Here is an 18,585-nt window from a genome sequence, read left to right as displayed (position 1 = left end):
GATTACCCCCGCTCACCGGAAATGGAAACCGGCCCCAGTGGATATGGCCGATCCGAATGCTCTACCCAGTCCATAAAGTCGGCTCGGGCACCGGGGAAACCAATCATTTTCCATCCCACCAGGTGGCGGTTGCCGCCGTACTGCGGATCGGCAAAGTATCCCTCTTTAGTATTTGCTAGTAGAAATGAGAAAAATGTTTTTGCCGGAACGTCACCCAGTTCAATTTTTCCTCCCTCAAGCTGTTTGAGAACAGCGGTTTGGGTCTCTTTATCCAGCTCGGCAAATACTTTTTCATGCTGCTGCTGGCACCATTTATTGCAGCCAGCAATGCCCAAGCGGTAAATGTCTCTGGGAACCAGCTTAAGCTGATAGCCAAACTCCGGCGCTGATTCAGGGTGGAATGGCCCTTTCATGTACCACAATTCACCGCGCGCATAGGGAGTATCCATCTGCTTATCAATAAACTCAGGCACGCAGGCCGTGATGGCTCCCGCGCCAAACTGATCTTCAGGGATAAGCAGGTCGCACGCCGCCGTGACAAATGCCCATTCGGCTTCGGTAAAAAACGTAGGCGTATATTTATTCTGTGAAGAAGGTTCGGCCTGAGCGATATTGCTCACCAAACCGCCGCTAGCAACGGCAACAACTGGGATAATTCCAAGCCCCTTGCGCAAAAAATCACGCCTGGCATTGGAGTGCTTGCTCTCTGACATGGGCTTCCTCGCTATTTTTTTGTTTTTTCTATGCTTAACTTCCGAAAAAAACCTAACAAAACTACCCATAAATAGTAACTATTAATTTACAAAATAAAGGGACATATCGTGCTAAAAAACAACGCATACCCCTATTAATTGTAGGTTATTTTTTTAAGGAGAACGCTTAAACATGGGGAAGAAAATACGATAGCGAGGATAAAATTCGGCAAGATGGCTAGTTTTATCTATGAATTTCATAGCATTAAAAAAGGCCTCAAAGGAGCTTTCCTTTAAGGCCTTGGAAACAAACGCGTTCAGAGATTATTTAAACTTCTGGAAGAAGTCGTTACCCTTATCGTCAACCAGAATAAAGGCCGGGAAGTTTTCTACTTCAATTCTCCAAATAGCTTCCATATCCAGCTCTGGATAGGCAACGCATTCAAGCTTCTTGATGCTGTTTTGCGCCAGTACCGCCGCTGGCCCACCAATGCTGCCCAGATAGAACCCTCCGTGTTTTTTACAGGCGTCGGTGACCTGCTGGCTGCGGTTACCTTTCGACAGCATAATCAGGCTCGCGCCGTGGGACTGGAAGGCGTCCACATAGGAGTCCATACGACCCGCCGTTGTTGGGCCCAGTGAACCTGAGGCGTATCCTTCTGGCTTTTTGGCAGGCCCTGCATAGTAAATCGGGTGATCTTTCACGTACTGCGGCAGCTCTTCACCTTTGTCCAACATCGCCTGTAGGCGAGCGTGGGCAATATCGCGAGCAACAATAATGGTGCCGGTTAAAGACACGCGCGTAGAGACTGGATACTTCGACAGGTCAGCGAGCACTTCCTTCATTGGGCGGTTAAGATTGATATGTACCGCTTCACCTTCACCCGCGTTGCGATACTCTTCCGGAATGTATTTGCTCGGATTGTCTTCCAGCTTCTCAATCCAGATGCCTTCTTTGTTGATTTTCGCCTTGATATTGCGGTCAGCAGAGCAGGAAACGCCCATGCCGATCGGGCAGGATGCGCCGTGGCGAGGCAGTCTGATCACGCGGATATCGTGCGCAAAGTACTTACCGCCAAACTGTGCGCCGATACCCAGTCCGTGTGCCGCCTTAAGCAGTTTCTCTTCCATCTCAATATCACGGAAAGCGCGACCGCCTTCATTGCCCGTGGTCGGCAGTTCGTCGTAGTACTTGGCGGAAGCCATTTTGACCACTTTCAGGTTGGTTTCAGCCGATGTGCCGCCGATAACAAAAGCAATGTGGTAAGGAGGGCAGGCCGCCGTACCGAGGCTCTTCATTTTCTCAATCAGGTACTTTTCCAGCTTTTCTGGCGTCAGCAGCGCTTTCGTTTCCTGATACAACATAGTTTTGTTGGCGGAACCACCGCCCTTGATGATACACAGGAACTTGTATTCTGAGCCTTCAGTGCTGTAGAGATCGATTTGCGCAGGCAGGTTATTACAGGTGTTAATTTCGTCATACATGTTCAACGGCGCGTTTTGAGAATAGCGCAGGTTGTCGTTAACGAAGGTATTGAATACACCGTGAGAGAGTGCTTCCTCATCATCGCAGTTAGTCCAGACGTTCTGGCCCTTCTTGCCCATAATGATGGCAGTGCCGGTATCCTGACAGAACGGCAGAATGCCCTTGGCCGCGATTTCGGCGTTACGCAGGAACGTCAGCGCCACATATTTGTCATTTTCGCTGGCTTCAGGATCGGCCAGTATCTGCGCAACCTGCGCCTGATGAGCTGGGCGAAGCAGGAATGAAGCATCGTGGATCGCATGCTGAGCAACCAGCGTCAGCGCTTCCGGTGCTACCTTCAGGATTTCATGCCCTTCGAATTCGCTAACGGAAACGTGATCTTTTGTCAGCAGATAGTATTCCGTTTTGTCCTCTCCCAGTGGAAAAGGCGCCTGGTATTTAAATTCAACGTTTGACATTGCTTCCAGCCTTTTATTTGTTATTTGAAAAGAGAATACGTGCGTTTTTCTGCGGCAGGTACCCAAGTATCCCGGACACCATAAAGTAAGGGGATACTTTAGACAAGAGCCGACGAACAGATTTAGCCAGTAATGCCAATAATCCTATAACTCATTAACTTTACTAACATTTATTTAATTTCATTATGAATTTAATGAACTAAAAAAACGCGTTAGACGTTTCACTTCGCGTTCAAAACACTATATCGAAAGAGCGTACTGCCCCATAGGGACAGTACGCATCACACTGTTACAGGAAACCGTACAGACCAGCGAATATCCAGCCAAACACGCAGGATACGCCAACACCAATCAGCCCAGGTAAAATGAAGCTGTGGTTGATCACGAAGCGGCCGATATGTGTAGTGCCGGAACGGTCAAACTGAATAGCAGCCAGATCGCTCGGATAGGTCGGCAGAATGTAATAGCCATAACAGGCAGGAGCCGAAGCTACGATGTAGGCAGGATCGACACCGATAGCCAGCGCAACTGGAACAATCGCCGCCAGCGCTGCCGCCTGAGAGTTTACAAACTTCGACACCAGCAGCAGTACGATTGCATAAGCCCACGGATATTCTTTAACCGTTTCACCCAGCACGCTTTTGATTTCAGACATGTGCGCGCCGAACATGGTTTCTGCCATCCACGCAATACCGTACACCGCCACGATGGCGATCATACCGGAGCGGAACACCTCGTTTTTAGAAATTGAAGCGGGGTTTGTCTTAGTAATGATAATAATCAGCGCACCAGCCAACAGCATGAACATCTGGATAACCAATACCATCGACAGAGGCTTGCCGCCAAAAGCAGGGCGCAGTTCAGAAAAAGCGCCTAGAACAGCCACGACAGCAATAGCCCCGAGGAAGAGCCACATGGCAACCCAGTTACGGGTAGGCAGTTTTTTGTCTAGCAGTGTAGCGGTATCGCCGTAAACATATTCGCGGTTTTCCGGCGTAGAGATGAACTTCTGAAAGTCTTCGTCCTTATCCAGATCTTTACCGCGGAACCAGCTGAAAATACCGATAGCCAGAATACCAATCAGCGTAGACGGAATGGTAATCGACAGCAGGTCAAGAAACTCTAGGTGCTTACCGTTAAAGGTAAAGTTACCCAGCATTGCTACCAGAGACACCACCGCAACAGAAACAGGGCTGGCAATGATACCCATCTGTGCACCGATAGAGCTCGCGGCCATTGGGCGCTCAGGGCGAATATTGTTCTTGATAGCAACGTCATAAATAATTGGCAGGATCGTATATACCACGTGACCAGTACCGCAAAGGATAGTCAGCGTACAGGTTACAAACGGCGCTACGATAGAGACATACTTCGGATTTCGACGCAGAAGTTTTTCAGCGATCTGCAACATAACATCCAAACCGCCCGAAGCCTGTAGCGTCGCCGACGCGGCCACAACGGCAATAATAACCAGCATAACGTCAACTGGTGGCTTACCCGGCTGAAGGTGAAAAACAAACACCAGAATAACCAGACCAATACCGCCCAAAAGACCAAGCGCGATACCGCCTTTCTTTGCCCCGTAGAACAAGCAGATCAATATAACTATAAGCTGTATAGTAAATTCCATGCATACCCCCGAAAAACCATGAACTTCAAAAAGTAAAAAAACAAAAAATAGACTAACGCTGCCGTTTAGCTTTTATATATTGGCGCCCCCCATCATATTGCCCACGAGTAAAATGACTGCTTCACTTTTTATCGGCTCACGAAGTATTAATAAAAATGATTTCATAACCTCTTAAGCTATTTTGACTATATAGGCTTTATCATCCTTATTTTTTGATGCAGTTAAAATTTTTAATCATTAATAGTTATGGGTGTATTTTTTCCATATAAATCATTATCTTATTTTATTTATGTGCAACATTTTATTCTATTTTAAAAAGTTAATAGCGTGTGAACCCATAAAGAGCAACACAAGACAATATGGCTACTTTATTAACCAATAAATAACAATCATGGTGAGAAATTCAAATCTGAATGATTAGATAAGATAATACAGACATAAAAAAGAGACGGCAGTCACTATTATTAAGGAAAAAAATAGGAAATAAGCCAAATGCAAAAAATGGCATTATCACAGCCCTCCCACCCTTTAACAGAAAAAAATCACTCTCCATTTTGTCGCGCAAAAAGGCTTACCATCGTTTTATCTTATGCTTTTCTGAAAATATTTCTCCCTACGCCTATCTTCGTCGCGCCCTCAGCAGCACTCGCAGTGAAGGTTACCAGAGGAGAATGACTCTTATTTTTTACTGTTCCGGCAGGTAATATAGAGAAACGCTCATTCAATGGAGATTCCCATGACCAAGCCCCTTTCCGAAGACCAAGAGCTGGTTTCAGACATTGTTGCCTGCCAGTTAGTCATCAAACAAATTCTCGATGTGATTGACGTCATCGCTCCTGTAGAAGTGCGCGATAAGATGTCATCACAGTTAAAAAGCATCAGCTTTGCCGACAGCCTGTCAGCCGATCCCGTTACGGTACGCGCAGTCCAAAAAGCCATCGCGCTTATTGAACTGAAATTTTCTGAACAAAAATCAACCCACTAGCTAATCGGCGTCAATCTGGACGCAGTATCCTTCAAGGAGCATGAAGATGACCGACAAACAGCAGCAGTGGCAAACTCTGGCCATTGAGTTTGCGCAAAAAATTAATGACTATGTCGATAGAGGGTCACGAGAAGGCTGGGATAGTGTAGGAGAGCAGCCAGAAGCGCCACAGCTTGACGACGCCCTTCCAGCGCTGCTTGATGCGCTGCGTAGTGCAAATCAGGGTAGCGTTCGCCAAGATATCAAAGCGCAGTGGCCGATTTCCTACGAAATGCTCCACTCGCTTTTAAATGATAACGGGCAGAATATCCCAATGCTGTGCGCCCTGCCTGACGGCAGCCTCTTGGCCCGCCTAGGAGCGATTTACGCGCCGGGCCGCGTACTGCACATTCAGGGCGATACCGTAACCGAACTGGCGGACATTGAATTTTTTGGCCTCTGCCCACAGCGGCGCTTTTATGCCTTTGCCAACCTTCAGGGTATTACCGTCACTGACGGCTGGCAGGGGCCGCAGGTTGCTTCATTCCCTTGGCCGCAAGGGATTGAAGATATTCCTGAAGGAATTGCCGTACTACCGCTCGCCAACCCACCTAAACCAACGCAGCTTATCCCCTTCCCTGACGGAAAGCGAGTTCTGCTGGTCTCCAGCAACGGTATCTTTGTGTTAAGCCAAAACGGCACTCGGCGACTATTCCCTACTCGAGAACATCTGGAACAGCTTGTCCTAGACGAAGACTTCGCCGAGGAAGGCTTAACTATTGGGCTCTCGATGGAGCACGGCGCCATCTCACCGGACGGCAAGCTTATCGCTATCGGCGTTCAAGATGGACCACATCTCGTCTTTAACGATGCGCTTGAATGTATCGCACAGGTTGGCCCTCACGGTGAGTATCCACACTATGCGCTCTTCAGCGCCGACGGGCGCTATCTGGCCATGAACGCTTGCCACTTTTACAACGGCGCGACCATCTCCATGCCGATAGAAAAGCTGCCCGGCATCGACTCTGACTATTACGAGGATATTGACGGCCTAACCATCATTGAGCCGGGTGCTCGTGTCTATGCGGGAGTATCTCGAGGGGATGAATTTATTCTCGGCGACGCCTACGGCTACGTTCGCGCCGTTACCGCCGATGGTCAAAGCCTGTGGCAGCACTTTATCGGCTCAACGGTAGAAGCAATAGACATCTCCGCAGACGGGAAAACGCTGTTTGTTTCAACCTGCGCAGGGTTTATCTCTATCATCGAGCTGGATGCTGGTCAGCAACAGCCCTATCAAATCGGTAACGGAAACCACTACGAGCATCGCCGCTGGCTGTTCTGGAAAGGGGAAGACGCTCCGCTGGCGTGGTAAAGCCTAAAACAGTGCGGGGGAAGTAAAGATGGCTCTACTCCCCCCGCATCGATTTCATTTTTTTAGATCGCGTTAAATTTTGCAGCCTTCGCAATCGCCTTCATCAAAGACCTGCTCCGGGCTCTCACTGGCCTTTTGAGCCACTTTCTTTTCCGCTTCTTCTAATTCCGCATCAATATCAAAATCAAAAATGTCATCGCTCACGTGGCGCGTCTCCCTGTTACTTAACAAACGGATAGGCATATTTCTCGTTGAGATAATGGCCTATGCCAGCCTATAGTATATCCTATCCTTACCGCGATTCTGAAAACAACACATCCAATGGCTCTGTTTCTCAAATCCCTTATCGGCGCTGGGGTCGTTATTTTGATTTCGCTGCTGTCGAAGTCAAAGTATTACTACATCGCCGGCCTGGCTCCGCTGTTTCCAACCTTTGCGCTTATCGCTCACTACAGCGTTGGCTCAAGCCGACCGGTTAACGAGCTGCGCGAAACCATTCTGTTCAGCGGCTTTGCCACTATTCCTATGCTGACCTACCTAGTGACGCTGTACGTATTAGTCGGTCACTTTCGGCTGCTGCCTTCTCTGCTGATGGCCTGCATAGCCTGGGGAATAGCCGCCTGGATTTTAGTCGCCCTATGGGGACAGTTTCACGGCCACTAGCGCTCCTAGAGTGTCATCACCATTTCATGCCACGACATGCCTCCGTGATCTGAGCTCGACGGCTTCACGTAGCAAAAACCAAATCTTTTATACAGCTCAACGTGGCGCTCTTTACACATCAGGTGAATATGGGTTTTGCTCATCTTCTTCATGCGCTCAATAAACGCCGCCATTAGGCGGGATGAGTACCCTTTTCCCTGAAAGTCAGGGTGAACCACTACCGACATAATCACCACGTTGGGAGCCTGAGGATCGTGCCCCACCAGCTCTTTAAACTCTTCATCAGACATCACAACGTCATAAGCACAGCCGCTGTTAATAAATCCCAATACCCCTTCGGAAGACTCCAGCACGATAAACCCTTCGGGATAGACCGCGATCCTCTTGGCGATTTTTTCTCGCGTCGCGGCTTCGTCTCCTTCATAGGCGCTGATTTCGATGCTGTAGCACCGCTCTGCGTCCTCTGCCCGAGCTGTTCTTATCGTTACGTTTTCCACCGTCACTCTCCAAGCTCCTTTTTATTCTTGTATGCTTTAATCAAAATTCAGCACGCTGCCGACGCCCACTTCCTTAACGTTCATAGCGCCTGCCAAAGCAACCTTAGCATTCAGGTCAGTGCAGTGGCACGGATAAAGGGTTTCTGGCGCGTGTCGCCTTAAGCCTTCAACCGTGCGCGCCATTAGCGGCTGCGCCGCTTTCTGTAAATGAAAACCACCGATAACCGCCTGCACGCGGCTGTCTCCTGTTACCGAGATAGCGTAGTCCACAATATTACATATACCCGCATGAGAGCAGCCGGTAATTACGACAATGCCCTTGTCGCCGGTATACACCAGCGCACTGTCGTCGAGAACCCGATCGCCCACCAGGCTTCCACTTTCGTCTTTTATCTGGCCGACTGGCCTCTGCGCTTCAAAATCGTTACCGCGGGGGATCTCCCCTAGAAAGAGCAGGTTTTCCGTCAGTCGATAGGGGTCTTTAGTCACCACTTTATCGAGGTAATTCTCATAGCAGTCCGCAGGAAAATTAGCGCCTATCACTTTGTCACCGTGGTACTTGGGGACAAACGCGTCTGGGTGAGCAATAAGCTGAATGCGCCGTTCTGTTGAACGATCGCTGCGATCGAAATACTGTATCAGATGCCCAAGCCCCCAGGTATGGTCGTTATGCCCATGGGAAAGCACAATCGCGTCAATATCTCGAAGGGAAACCCCCATCGTTTGCGCATTACTAATAAACACGTCTGAATAGCCAGTATCCAGCAGAACCCGTCGACCATCGACCTCAATGTGGTAACACACTCCCGGCTCACCCAACAGGTAGCGGTCAATAAGGGTATTATTGTCGAGTAAAACGGTGAGTTTCATGGTATCTCCTCTCCCTAGAGGTAAAAAAACCAGCGCGGTGTTTACTCACTATTGAAGAATATTCAATAGGAGCACGAGATACCTGCCGGCAGCGAAACAGTGTGCGCTTTCTGAAAATAAACGTGTTGTAGAAAATAACAGGCTGAGAAAGTGAAGAAAAGCGGGAAATACAGCGGTCAGCCTATCGCTGAACCGCTGTCGATATGTAACGTTACTTTTCGGTCGCCAGAATAACGCTGGAAGCCTTCACCAGCGCCAGCACGCTGTCGCCCTCTTTAAGAGGCATTTCATCAACGCTGTCGTTAGTAATCACGGCTGTCAGGTATAGGCCTTTATCCGTTTTTACCGTCACCGTAGAGTTAACGGCTCCCGTAACCAGCGCCACGATGCGGCCGGCAAACTGATTGCGTGCGGAGAAGTTCAGCCCACAGTCAGGATTAGCCAGCACAACCCAAGGGGCTTTGATAATTGCAATCGCCTTTTTGCCAACGCTGATGCCCAGCGTCTTAGCGCTGCTCTTAGTGACTACCGTCACCAGGTTTTCGCCATTATCGAGGGCCAAAACGACTTCATCGTTGACCGCACCTTCAATAATTGATGAAACCGTGCCCGCTAGCTGATTTCTTGCAGAAACTTTCATTGGGTGACTCCCTACTTAAATGATAAATCTCGCTGAGTGACTCTATCATATAAGGAAGGCTATCACTCTAGACTCAGTTCACAACAGTGATTTTATCTATCGTCGCTACGTCGTTTGGCATAATAAGTTCCAGCTCTACCTTATCGTCTACCTTAATGCCCTGAAGCATGCCTTTATTAACGATAGGAAACGGCATGGTCATTTCCTCCCAGTCCAGGCTCTCGATCGGTGGGTGATGAATGATAATCAGCCCTCTGGAGGCATCCACCTGTTTGACAACACCCTTAGTGTAATGGCGCTCCTGTTCAGACGATTGTGCACTACTGTTCATGCTGCCACTGTGGGCAGCGTGCCCTTCGTGTGCGCTGGCCTGCCCCGCCGCGGTCAGCGTAAAGGCCAAAAGTGCGGATAAAACGGTCAACGACTTTTTCATAGTTAACGCCCCGATGTCGATAAATAAAGCACAGTGATTTGACATCATACACAGATAGTAATGAGAATTATTTGATAAAAGTGGGGTAAATAAAAAAAAGCGCCCACCGAATGGCAGACGCTTTTCATTAATATCCGAATGATAGCTTAGAAGCTATATTTAACACCCACCATCGCCTGAGTATCATTGTAGGCATGATCGCCAAACTGATAGCCGACGTTGACCCAGCTCGTCAGATTATTATTCAGCTTGCCTTCCACACCCATTTTGACTTCGCCAAGGTTTCTGGCTCCGCTCTGGCTGCTCTTGTACTGGTTCATTTTCACCGTGTAGTTCTCGGTATTGTGGATCCAGTTCAGTTCAACGAAAGGCTCGAACTCGCGGTTTTTACCGTCGTCCAGCTCGCTGTGGCCGTTTGCATAGCCGCGAACGCCTAGGCGAGTCATCACGTTGTCGTTGGTTTCGCTCGTTACGCGAGTGCCGCCGTTTTCGGTGTGGTTCTTAGCATCAACGCCCATCCAGATAACCTGAGCCTTCGGCTGGATCCAGTAGGTAGCGCGCTCGCTGGCGCCCAGCTTAAAGCTGTAGCCGCCTTCGATAGACGCCGTTGCACCGCGTGACTTATACGACTCGTTTGCCAACTGCTGCCCTTTGACTTCGTTGTCAAACCAGCTGTACATCAGCCAGGTATCAATATAGGTACCGGTTTTATCTTCGCGATTAGCGTACCACGTGCCGTAAAGGCCAACGCTGTAGCCGTCTACGCTGCCTTTAGAGGTATAACCCGTCACTTTCGACTTGGTGTGGTTATGGTTGTTGGCGTAGCCCGCCATCAAACCCACATGCCAGCGATCCAAACCGTCAGTGCTCCACTGGGCAAGATCGCCACCAAGCTGCATCACATAGCGGTTAGACGTCGTTCTCAACTGGCGGCTACCGTCAGAGAAACGGTTCTGGCCGCCCACATGACGCATCCACATGCTGGTAACGCGTTTTTCACCGGTTAAGGCATCAGTGTACTGAGTTTCACCCAGACGGTCGTGCAGCCGGGTAATAAACATCGTATTCGACGCGGCCAGGTTCGCTAAATAGCTGCCGGCTTCCGGACGATACACAGGGTTCACCGGCTTCACGATTTCCGGATCCGGATCGGGGTCTGGCCCTGGATCTGGGTCTGGATCAGGCCCTGGTTCTGGATCCGGATCTGGGTCTGGATCGGGGTCAGGACCTGGATCGGTCGGGCTATAGTCAGAAATCAGATACCAGTTATTCGCATCGGCGCCGGTGATAGTGCTACCTGAACGTACGAAGTAGTCAAACGCGCCCGCAACGATACGCTGGCTATTGCCGAACGTACCGACAGAGTTACCTTCAACCTGAACAATTTCAATACCCTGGGTCGTCAGCGCACCGTTACCGCCAATATTGACGATTTTCACGTCGGTATGGCCAGAGGTATCGCCTTTTACAATCAGTTTATCTGTCGCGGACGTATCGTCTTCCAGTACGGTGTTAAGCACCAGCACGCCGTTATTAGAGGCATAGTTACCCGCAACGATAAGGTTCTTAGGCACAAACGCGGTTGGGTCAGTTAAATCCGCAGGCTCGACGTATTTCAGCGTTGCGCCAGTCAGCGTTAAGTCCGACACGACAGAGTTCTCTGTCATGTTCCAGACGCTGTTGGCGCCAGAAATAGACAGATTGATAATGCCGTCAGTTGTAGTATTAGCAACGCCGCTGCTGTCATACTGGTTTGACGTCGCCATCCCAGTGAAGCTACTACCGTCAGTCATCCGCAGATCGACGGTACCCTTATTGTCCGCCTTAAGATTGCCATCAATGGTGAAGATACCTGAAGTATCTGAACCAGATAGGCGATCAGAAGAAGAGACTAGCGAATCAACACCCTTGGCGTAAATAGCAAACTTAGTGCCGTTTCTATCAATAGTAATCGCTGTGTCGCCTGCGAGGTAAACTTTACTCCCCACTGTCGCCGTTACGCCAGCCACTTTCTTGCTGCCAGCTTCGGCATAGATACCGTGTGAACCGGTGCCCGTTGCTGTGATGGTTGTTGAGCCTAGCTCAATCACGCCACCCTTGTTGGCATAAACAGCGTGTGCATTATTCCCTAAAGAAGTAATGGTGCTATTGTCGCCAAGAACGACTCTGGCCTCGCCGGTTGCCGCAGAGTTAGTGTTACCCGCATAAACAGCATAGCCAGTACCAAACTCATAAGAACCGAACTCTGTGTTACTTCCGTTTTCACGTGAAGTAATAAATGCACTTTTACCAATAACAATCAGGTTTTCACCCGCACCGTTAGCCGAAGAGTTCGCCCGAACCCCCATGCCCTTAGTGTCGATATCGGCATTATCGCCAACCGTCACGATCGTGCCGTTGCTCTCTTTCCCAACGTTAATACCGTCAGCGGAAGAGCCCGTCGTTCTGATCTTCAGCTTGTCGATAGTAATATTACTGGCGCCGTTTTTCGTCACAATGCCATCAGATTTTGAACCAACCGTTTCGAGGTTCAACTCTTTGAAGTTATAAGTGCTGCTATTGCCGTATACTGCCCAGCCTTGCAGGGGGGAAGTAGAAGCGCCAGTCGTCGTTACAACGGTCACGCTGTCATATTCAGACAGCTGCATGCCCGCGTGATCGCCTGGGTTGTAGTAATAAATTGTTGAAGTACAGCTTAAATGTTTCTTACCGTTTGAATCGACTGAGTCTGTACAGATATCAGCTGCCGCAGTGCTGGAGTACGCCCCAGCGCCAATTGATAAAGAAACGACAAGTGCCAGTTTAGAAAGGCTCCGCTGTTTTTTTTCCATGAGAAAACTCCTACATTCCTGTAGCAAAAGAACAATATGCCCATTCTGACCTTAATTAGAGTTTAAGATCGGCATTAGGAAATTTTAAGTCGTTTCGATCGTAATGCGTTGTTAATCGATATTCAATGCCGTTATAAAACTAATTTAGCAGAAAGAATGTAATGCATTAATTTATAAAGAATTAAAGTGCCAAAATAGATAAAATAACTCATAGGTATAATAAATATTAGTTACTATATTGAGATTTTTCTGAATGAGTTACCCATTAAATCAATGGTGGAAACCTTTCTTAATTATTTTTCATATAAATGATAGTGATATCGTATTTTTATTTATTACAAAACGGTGTCTTAAAATAACAAGCTAATAGTAACGCCTATTTCATATTACAAAAATAAATGCTTAATTTTTAAAATAGAACACGTTGGTAAACCCGGCATTGGCTAAAAAAGTCTATAAAAACAGCATAGCGTTATTTTATAGTATTGCCTTGACCTTCAAGAAGGCTACCGACAGGGTTTCAATAAAAACGTCATGATGAGAAAAAGACTCACTCTCTTTATTTTTTTTACCGGAGTTTCTCTTTCAGGCTGTGAACAAAGCGCGGGAGAGAAAGTGATGGCCTACATAAACGATCGTAACCCCAAAAGGCTATCACCTAGCGTATCGGCAAGGTGCGAAATAGGTCTTGATAAGCTTACCCACTGGAAAACAACCCTCTATCTCCCAACAGTGAGTACTACGACCTCAGCCAACATCTGTATAAAAACATTACCTATCGGATTCGCTCAGAAAGAAAAGACGGCGATCGCACTATTGTGACTGTCGAACAGTCGATACCTCGCCCGCTTATTGATGCAGATTTTTTTAAACAGGAAAAAGAGGGCATCGTTGATGACGTCTACAGAAAAATCTACCAACGACTCCAAGCGCAGTATCACGGCCAACGCTTGAAAAATATGGAGAAAGAGCCCAACTACTTCAATTGGGCGGTGTTAAAAGACGGCGTTGCGCCGGAGCTTTCGCCCGGTCAGCTCATCCTGTGCAATAAAAAGCAGTAGCCCTTACTCAAAGATAAAGGGCTGAACAAACTCAACGCGCTCTGCAAATAAAAAAGGCGGTGGGCTTCTCCCCCCACCGCCCAACTGCGCTAAACGCTGAGCGCGTGCTACATCCCCAAGCGCCCTTTCGCATCGGCAATAGCAAACGCCACTTGCGACGGCGCGACGCCACCCTTGGCACAGCGCTTTTCAAGGCAGGATGCGAGCGACAGAGCCGGGTAAACGTCCTCTTCAATCACCGGACTAAACGCTTTAAGGGTTTCAAGGGATAGCGCCTCAAGCGCTTTGCCTTGTTGAATGGCACCAAGCACCGCTGCACCGACAATATGGTGCGCCTCGCGGAACGGGATGCCTTTGGCTACCAGATAGTCGGCCAGCTCGGTGGCGTTAGCATAGCCCTGCTGAGCGGCTTCCTGACAGCGCGGACGGCGCACCTGAATGCCGTCCAGCACCAGCGCAGCCATGTGCAGGCAGTCTAGCCAAGTGTCCAGCGCGTCGAAAATGCCTTCTTTGTCTTCCTGCATGTCCTTGTTGTAGGCCAGCGGTAAGCCTTTCAGAGTCATCATTATGCCGGTCAAAGCGCCCTGTACGCGGCCACACTTGCCGCGGATCAGCTCTAGGGCATCCGGGTTTTTCTTCTGCGGCATCAGGGAAGAGCCGGAAGTCACGCGATCAGACAGCTCAATAAAGCCGGATTCGCCGCTGTTGAAGAAAATCATGTCTTCTGCAAAACGCGACAGGTGGATCATGCTGATAGAAGCAATAGACAGCAGCTCCAACACGTGGTCGCGATCGGACACGCTGTCCAGGCTATTTCGGGTCGCTGCGCTAAAGCCCAGCCAGCCAGCTAACTGGTCGCGATCGATAGGATAGGCGGTTCCCGCTAAAGCGCCTGCGCCCAGCGGGCTAGTGTTCATACGGTTGAAAGCGTCCTGAAGGCGGCTTTCGTCGCGCGCCAGCATCTCTACGTAGGCTAGGCTCCAGTGAGCAAACGTCACTGGCTGAGCCCGTTGAAGATGGGTATAGCCGGGCATAACTGCGTCTTGATTTTGCTCAGCGGTTAGCACCAGAGCCTGCTGCAGCTCTCTCACTGCCGCCAGAAGCACTTCCACTTCGCCTTTACACCAGAGCTTCAGGTCAGTGGCGACTTGGTCATTGCGGCTGCGTCCGGTGTGCAGCTTCTTGCCCAGATCGCCGACTTGGCCAATCAGCTTCTGCTCAACCCAGCTGTGAATATCTTCCGCATCGCTGCTCAAAATCGCTTCTGGTGCGCTGCGCACTTCCGCTAGAAGTTCATTAAGCGCAGCCTCAAGTGCTGCCTGTTCCTGTGCGCTAAGCACGTTCACCGTCACCAGCGCCTTGGACCACGCGACTGAGCCAATAATGTCCTGTTCAGCCAAACGGTAGTCAAAAGGTAGAGAATCATTGAACTGCTTAAAGCGGTCGTCCGCCGCCTGACTAAATCTGCCGCCCCACAATGCCATCGCTTTCTACTCCTAAAAACCGGGGCGATAGTCACTATCGCCCCGGGCTTCTGTTGATTTTTTCCGGCCGCTATGCCGATGTTTATTCGCCTAAAGCATAACGTCTTCACGAGAAAACGTTAATCGCTTTCTCACTTCTTCTTTAACTGATTCAAGGCGGTACCGTTTACGCCAGAATTCGGGTTCCCACTGGCACACCGTTAAACAGCTCGGGCAGCTGCTCCGCGTGACGCCAGCTGGCGATGTCTACCGGCCGACCAAGCGCCCGAGCAGCGTCCAGCGCCGCATTGACTTTCACCACCATTCCATCAGTAATAATGCCCTGCTCAATCAGCTGTTCAGCCTTTGCCGCCGTCATTTCTGGGATCCGTTGGCCTTTGCCGTCCAGAATACCGCTGACGTCAGAAAGCAGTACTAAATCAGCCCCTAGCGTTGCAGCCAGCGCTGTCGCCGCCTGATCGGCGTTGACATTCATCAGCTCCCCCTCAGGGGTAATACCGATAGAGCTGACAATCGGCAAAAAGCCCCCTGCCAGCAGAGTTTGGATTAACGCTTTACTACCGGCGGCCGCTTCGCCTACGTGACCAAGATCGTCAGACAGCCTGCGCACTTCCACCATATTGCCATCTGCAAGACACAGACCAACGGCTTCAATGCCGTGCTTTCTGGCAGCGGCCTGTAGGGTTTTGTTCGCCGTACCGGCTAGCGCGCCAGTAATAGTGCCAATCTGATCGGCAGGCGTCACCCTGAGCCCGTTGCGACGCACCACAGGCAGCGCCAGCTTTTTCATCAGTTCGTCCACCACACAGCCGCCGCCGTGCACAATCACCAGCTCGCGCTGATGCTCTTGCCGGTAGGCTGCCAGCGCGCAAAATAGTCGAGCCATCGCCTCATCGCTGTCCAACAGAGCGCCGCCGAGTTTGATAATTAACGGATTCATCGCCTTCTCCCTACAGTAAGGACTGTGTTTCATCAAAGCCAAAACGCAAATTCATGCACTGTACAGCCTGAGCCGCCGCGCCCTTTAACAAGTTGTCTTCCGCTGCCACCACAATCAGATGCTGACCCTCTACCGCTAGGCCGATATCACAGAACGGCTGATAAATAACCGATTTTAATGCCGGAAGGCCTTTCTCATAGATCCGTACCAGCGGCTTATCGCAATAGGCCTGAGAAAACGCCTCTCTGACCGCCGCTTCACTGATGCCCGGCTTAAGGCGGCAGGTGATGGTCGCCAGAATGCCCCGAGGGAAATTGCCCAAATGGGGGGTGAAAATCACCGGAATACCCAGGTGTGACGCAATTTCCGGCTGATGGCGATGGGTAAACACACCGTAGGGCTGCAGCGTCACTTCACAGAAGCTGGTCGTCATGCTGGCCTTACGCCCGGCACCGCTGACACCGCTAACAGCGTTAATGACCGGCCACTGCCCTTCATCCAATAATCCTGCTTCCACCAGCGGCTTAAGCGCCAGCTGAGACGCTGTTGGATAACAGCCCGCCACTGCAACCAGCCGAGCCTGTTTGATGCTCTCCGCCTGCCACTCAGCCAGGCCGTAAACCGCCTCTGCCAGCAGTTCACTGTGCTGATGGGTAAAGCCGTAATATTGAGTATAGAACTCGGGCTGATTCACCCTAAACGCCCCTGACAGATCAAACACCGTACAGCCCGCAGCCAGAAACTGCGGCGCCAGATCGTGACTGACTTCGTGAGCCGTCGCTAAAAAGACAACATCAATACCCTGTACCGCCTCGGCAACGTTAACCAGCGGGTTGAGTGGTAAGTCGACCTGCCCCTTAAGCTGAGCGTGCAGGTCAGAAATCTTTTTCCCCGCATCAGCGCTCTGGGCTGATACCCAAAGGCTTTCTAACTGGACGTTCGGATGGCGCCGTAAATAGCCAGCCAGCTCCGCGCCGGTGTATCCACTTGCTCCAACAATCATGGCTTTAAGCATAGAAATTGCCCCATTTGCGCATTCGAACCCTTTGGCAATCGCGACGCGCATCCTGTAATGTGAACCCAATGACGCTTAAGGTACGAAATTCTGTTCTCTTAAACAACAGTTTATTGTATTTTTATGCAATTAAAATGAATTTATATTTAAATAACATCTCCAAAGGCGGCCAACAGTGAATAACCAGCTCCCTTCATTTATGGAAATCTATCGCCAGCTGATCGCAACGCCCAGCATCAGCGCTACCGACGCGGCGCTCGACCAAAGCAACGAGAAACTCATCAATCTGTTAGCCGACTGGTTTGCTTCACTGGGCTTTCGGGTTGACGTACAGCCCGTGCCCGAAACGCGCAACAAGTACAACCTGCTGGCCTCTATCGGTGAGGGCTCTGGTGGACTACTGCTAACCGGGCACACCGACACGGTGCCGTTTGACGACGGGCGCTGGAGCCGAGATCCTTTTACGCTGACCGAGTTCGACAACAAACTCTACGGTCTGGGCACTGCGGATATGAAAGGCTTCTTCGCCTTTATTCTCGACGCGCTGAGGGATATTGACCTTAGCAAGCTGACTCATCCGCTGTATGTGTTGGCTACAGCCGATGAAGAAACTTCAATGGCCGGAGCCCGCTACTTTTCAGCCACCTCAGCCATTCGCCCTGAGTGCGCAATCATCGGCGAGCCTACCTCTCTCAAACCCGTACGCGCCCATAAAGGCCACATGGCGGACGCCGTGCGCATCACTGGGCAGTCCGGCCACTCTAGCGATCCAGAGCGCGGCGTTAACGCCATTGAAATCATGCACGACGCCATCGGCAGGCTTATGCAGCTTCGCGATCGGCTAAAAGAGAACTACCACAGCCCGTCCTTCGCCGTTTCTTATCCCACCATGAACTTTGGTCACGTTCACGGCGGCGACGCGCCAAACCGCATTTGTGCCTGCTGCGAGCTGCACTTTGACGTGCGCCCGCTGCCCGGCATGACGCTAGAGTCCATTGAGGAGCTCGTTCAGCAAACTCTGGCACCCGTTAGCCAGAGATGGCCGGGGCGCGTCAGCATCGCGCCGCTGCACGCCGCCATCCCCGGCTATGAGTGCCCAGTGCACTCACCGCTGATAGGCGTAGTAGAAAAGCTGGTGGGCGATCGCGCTGAAACCGTCAGCTACTGTACGGAAGCCCCTTTCCTTCAGCAGATGTGTCCTACGCTGGTGCTTGGCCCGGGCTCCATTGAACAGGCGCACCAGCCGGATGAATATCTCGCGACATCCTTTATTCAGCCCACGCGCGCCCTGTTAACCCAGCTGATTCACCACTTCTGCCGCGCAGCCTAACTGTCACCCTCTACTCGCCTTTCAGGCGAGTAGACCCTTTTTTCCATCCCGCCTTGGTCAGTAGATTTTTTTGTTAACCCACCGCACAGATAAGAAATGCTTAAAGGATTCAACTAAGGGGTGGAAATACGCCTTTTGTGTGATACAACTCTAACTTTAGCGGTCAGAATAGGCCGCATAGCGCGGCAAGCAACACGCCTCGAACGAAGCAGTACA

17 protein-coding genes are annotated in these 18,585 nt (G+C 50.3%); 5 read left to right on the top strand and 12 right to left on the bottom strand.

The genetic code is table 11. From position 1 onward, the window contains the following. Positions 1–2 precede the first annotated feature (2 nt). The 3 genes from DQM29_RS00635 to dcuB all read right to left on the bottom strand — a co-directional run bounded on the left by DQM29_RS00635 (position 3) and on the right by dcuB (position 4,266). Positions 3–713 carry a gluconate 2-dehydrogenase subunit 3 family protein gene (locus tag DQM29_RS00635; RefSeq protein ID WP_111738836.1) on the bottom strand — a complete coding sequence of 237 codons (711 nt, stop codon included), beginning with the start codon at positions 711–713 and terminating at the stop codon, positions 3–5. A 303-nt stretch (positions 714–1,016) separates the two neighbouring features. Further along, the gene (locus tag DQM29_RS00630; protein WP_111738835.1) at positions 1,017–2,636 is read right to left on the bottom strand and encodes a fumarate hydratase; all 1,620 of its coding nucleotides are present in this window, start codon (positions 2,634–2,636) and stop codon (positions 1,017–1,019) included. 289 nt (positions 2,637–2,925) lie between these two features. Further along, on the bottom strand, positions 2,926–4,266 hold the full coding sequence (dcuB, locus tag DQM29_RS00625; protein ID WP_111738834.1) for an anaerobic C4-dicarboxylate transporter DcuB: 1,341 nt from the start codon (positions 4,264–4,266) through the stop codon (positions 2,926–2,928). Positions 4,267–5,002: 736 nt separating this feature from the next. Between dcuB and DQM29_RS00620 the strand changes: the two genes are divergently transcribed. After that, positions 5,003–5,251, top strand: coding sequence for a DUF2766 family protein (locus tag DQM29_RS00620; RefSeq protein WP_111738833.1), 249 nt, complete (start codon positions 5,003–5,005; stop codon positions 5,249–5,251). Positions 5,252–5,297: 46 nt separating this feature from the next. Beyond that, entirely contained in the window at positions 5,298–6,605 is a 1,308-nt protein-coding gene (locus tag DQM29_RS00615; RefSeq protein WP_197708840.1) for a WD40 repeat domain-containing protein, read from the top strand. A 72-nt stretch (positions 6,606–6,677) separates the two neighbouring features. Here DQM29_RS00615 and DQM29_RS18525 read toward each other — a convergent pair whose 3' ends face one another. Continuing rightward, positions 6,678–6,809: a hypothetical protein gene (locus DQM29_RS18525; protein WP_269472275.1), complete on the bottom strand. Its 132-nt coding sequence runs from the start codon at positions 6,807–6,809 to the stop codon at positions 6,678–6,680. A gap of 117 nt (positions 6,810–6,926) precedes the next feature. Between DQM29_RS18525 and DQM29_RS00610 the strand changes: the two genes are divergently transcribed. Continuing rightward, positions 6,927–7,268 carry a GlpM family protein gene (locus DQM29_RS00610; protein ID WP_111738831.1) on the top strand — a complete coding sequence of 114 codons (342 nt, stop codon included), beginning with the start codon at positions 6,927–6,929 and terminating at the stop codon, positions 7,266–7,268. A 5-nt stretch (positions 7,269–7,273) separates the two neighbouring features. Here the strand turns inward: DQM29_RS00610 and DQM29_RS00605 are convergent, their stop codons facing one another. The 5 genes from DQM29_RS00605 to DQM29_RS00585 all read right to left on the bottom strand — a co-directional run bounded on the left by DQM29_RS00605 (position 7,274) and on the right by DQM29_RS00585 (position 12,539). Beyond that, positions 7,274–7,765 carry a GNAT family N-acetyltransferase gene (locus DQM29_RS00605; protein WP_111741950.1) on the bottom strand — a complete coding sequence of 164 codons (492 nt, stop codon included), beginning with the start codon at positions 7,763–7,765 and terminating at the stop codon, positions 7,274–7,276. 36 nt (positions 7,766–7,801) lie between these two features. After that, positions 7,802–8,635 (bottom strand): MBL fold metallo-hydrolase, encoded by an 834-nt coding sequence (locus tag DQM29_RS00600; protein WP_111738830.1) that lies wholly within the window; start codon positions 8,633–8,635, stop codon positions 7,802–7,804. A gap of 211 nt (positions 8,636–8,846) precedes the next feature. Further along, complete coding sequence (locus tag DQM29_RS00595; RefSeq protein WP_111738829.1) at positions 8,847–9,275, bottom strand: TOBE domain-containing protein; 429 nt, start codon at positions 9,273–9,275, stop codon at positions 8,847–8,849. A gap of 73 nt (positions 9,276–9,348) precedes the next feature. Then, complete coding sequence (locus tag DQM29_RS00590) at positions 9,349–9,708, bottom strand: copper-binding protein (RefSeq protein ID WP_170126463.1); 360 nt, start codon at positions 9,706–9,708, stop codon at positions 9,349–9,351. A 146-nt stretch (positions 9,709–9,854) separates the two neighbouring features. After that, a complete protein-coding gene (locus DQM29_RS00585; protein ID WP_111738827.1) occupies positions 9,855–12,539 on the bottom strand; it encodes an autotransporter outer membrane beta-barrel domain-containing protein in 2,685 nt (894 codons plus the stop codon). A gap of 818 nt (positions 12,540–13,357) precedes the next feature. Here DQM29_RS00585 and DQM29_RS00575 point away from each other — a divergent pair. Further along, positions 13,358–13,600, top strand: a complete 243-nt coding sequence (locus DQM29_RS00575) for a hypothetical protein (protein ID WP_111738825.1) — start codon at positions 13,358–13,360, stop codon at positions 13,598–13,600. 107 nt (positions 13,601–13,707) lie between these two features. On the opposite strand, the gene argH is transcribed toward DQM29_RS00575, so the two are convergent. From argH to argC, 3 genes are all read right to left on the bottom strand, one after another. Further along, on the bottom strand, positions 13,708–15,084 hold the full coding sequence (argH, locus tag DQM29_RS00570) for an argininosuccinate lyase (protein ID WP_111738824.1): 1,377 nt from the start codon (positions 15,082–15,084) through the stop codon (positions 13,708–13,710). A gap of 166 nt (positions 15,085–15,250) precedes the next feature. Beyond that, entirely contained in the window at positions 15,251–16,024 is a 774-nt protein-coding gene (gene argB, locus DQM29_RS00565) for an acetylglutamate kinase (RefSeq protein WP_111738823.1), read from the bottom strand. A gap of 10 nt (positions 16,025–16,034) precedes the next feature. Beyond that, on the bottom strand, positions 16,035–17,039 hold the full coding sequence (gene argC, locus DQM29_RS00560) for an N-acetyl-gamma-glutamyl-phosphate reductase (protein WP_111738822.1): 1,005 nt from the start codon (positions 17,037–17,039) through the stop codon (positions 16,035–16,037). A 199-nt stretch (positions 17,040–17,238) separates the two neighbouring features. Between argC and argE the strand changes: the two genes are divergently transcribed. Continuing rightward, positions 17,239–18,369 (top strand): acetylornithine deacetylase, encoded by a 1,131-nt coding sequence (argE, locus tag DQM29_RS00555; protein WP_232054939.1) that lies wholly within the window; start codon positions 17,239–17,241, stop codon positions 18,367–18,369. The last annotated feature ends 216 nt before the right edge of the window (positions 18,370–18,585 follow it).

This window comes from Leminorella richardii, from assembly GCF_900478135.1.
GTDB lineage: Bacteria > Pseudomonadota > Gammaproteobacteria > Enterobacterales > Enterobacteriaceae > Leminorella > Leminorella richardii.
This window is presented reverse-complemented; position numbering and strand designations above follow the sequence as displayed.

Bases quoted from the DNA above. Each gene is read 5' to 3' on its own strand.
- DQM29_RS00630 (WP_111738835.1), bottom strand. From the start codon at position 2,636: ATGTCAAACGTTGAATTTAAATACCAGGCGCCTTTTCCACTGGGAGAG.
- DQM29_RS00610 (WP_111738831.1), top strand. From the start codon at position 6,927: ATGGCTCTGTTTCTCAAATCCCTTATCGGCGCTGGGGTCGTTATTTTG.
- DQM29_RS00635 (WP_111738836.1), bottom strand. From the start codon at position 713: ATGTCAGAGAGCAAGCACTCCAATGCCAGGCGTGATTTTTTGCGCAAG.
- DQM29_RS00620 (WP_111738833.1), top strand. From the start codon at position 5,003: ATGACCAAGCCCCTTTCCGAAGACCAAGAGCTGGTTTCAGACATTGTT.
- DQM29_RS00595 (WP_111738829.1), bottom strand. From the start codon at position 9,275: ATGAAAGTTTCTGCAAGAAATCAGCTAGCGGGCACGGTTTCATCAATT.
- DQM29_RS00585 (WP_111738827.1), bottom strand. From the start codon at position 12,539: ATGGAAAAAAAACAGCGGAGCCTTTCTAAACTGGCACTTGTCGTTTCT.
- DQM29_RS00590 (WP_170126463.1), bottom strand. From the start codon at position 9,708: ATGAAAAAGTCGTTGACCGTTTTATCCGCACTTTTGGCCTTTACGCTG.
- argH (WP_111738824.1), bottom strand. From the start codon at position 15,084: ATGGCATTGTGGGGCGGCAGATTTAGTCAGGCGGCGGACGACCGCTTT.
- argE (WP_232054939.1), top strand. From the start codon at position 17,239: ATGGAAATCTATCGCCAGCTGATCGCAACGCCCAGCATCAGCGCTACC.
- argB (WP_111738823.1), bottom strand. From the start codon at position 16,024: ATGAATCCGTTAATTATCAAACTCGGCGGCGCTCTGTTGGACAGCGAT.
- DQM29_RS00615 (WP_197708840.1), top strand. From the start codon at position 5,298: ATGACCGACAAACAGCAGCAGTGGCAAACTCTGGCCATTGAGTTTGCG.
- DQM29_RS00600 (WP_111738830.1), bottom strand. From the start codon at position 8,635: ATGAAACTCACCGTTTTACTCGACAATAATACCCTTATTGACCGCTAC.
- dcuB (WP_111738834.1), bottom strand. From the start codon at position 4,266: ATGGAATTTACTATACAGCTTATAGTTATATTGATCTGCTTGTTCTAC.
- argC (WP_111738822.1), bottom strand. From the start codon at position 17,039: ATGCTTAAAGCCATGATTGTTGGAGCAAGTGGATACACCGGCGCGGAG.